At 33.0% G+C, this 446-nt stretch carries 1 protein-coding gene; it reads right to left on the bottom strand.

Annotated elements, in window-relative coordinates; translation table 11 throughout:
* Positions 1 to 167: 167 nt before the first annotated feature.
* Positions 168 to 446: DUF2512 family protein (locus KI369_RS28805; protein ID WP_212959035.1), on the bottom strand; the 279-nt coding region annotated here is incomplete at its 5' end.

Genomic DNA, 446 nt, shown 5'->3' with positions numbered 1-446 from the left:
TAAGTCGATATCCTTTGTCAAAACGTCGATACATTGAAATAATTGTTCATATATTTCAAGTTACGATAAATATATTTGAAAGATCGTCAATATAATTTCACGTACCATAATGAAAACACAAAAAAGGAGCACCACAAAATTAAAAAGGGCGCTCCTGCATCAAAATATTACTTCTTTTTATCTTTATCCAATATATTCTGCTCTTCAGCAAATTCTGTACCGTATGCAAAACGGCGATTAATATGAATATTATCGTTGTGGTGTCTTGTGCGTGAGTTAGAAAAGCGATGGACAATTACTTCAGATAATGTGAAGACGATCGCAGAAAGGATGCTTCCCCATGCAATTTGCATATAGTTGTCTAATAAAATATTACCGAAAATCCATACACTTAAATATGTTAGTAAGAAATCCGACATAATGGCACCAGTATTGCCAATTCGATT

The sequence above is a fragment of the Bacillus sanguinis genome (assembly GCF_018332475.1).
Taxonomy (GTDB): Bacteria; Bacillota; Bacilli; order Bacillales; family Bacillaceae_G; genus Bacillus_A; species Bacillus_A sanguinis.
The sequence above is the reverse complement of the archived record's forward strand: the minus strand, read 5'-3'. Positions and strand labels throughout refer to the sequence as shown.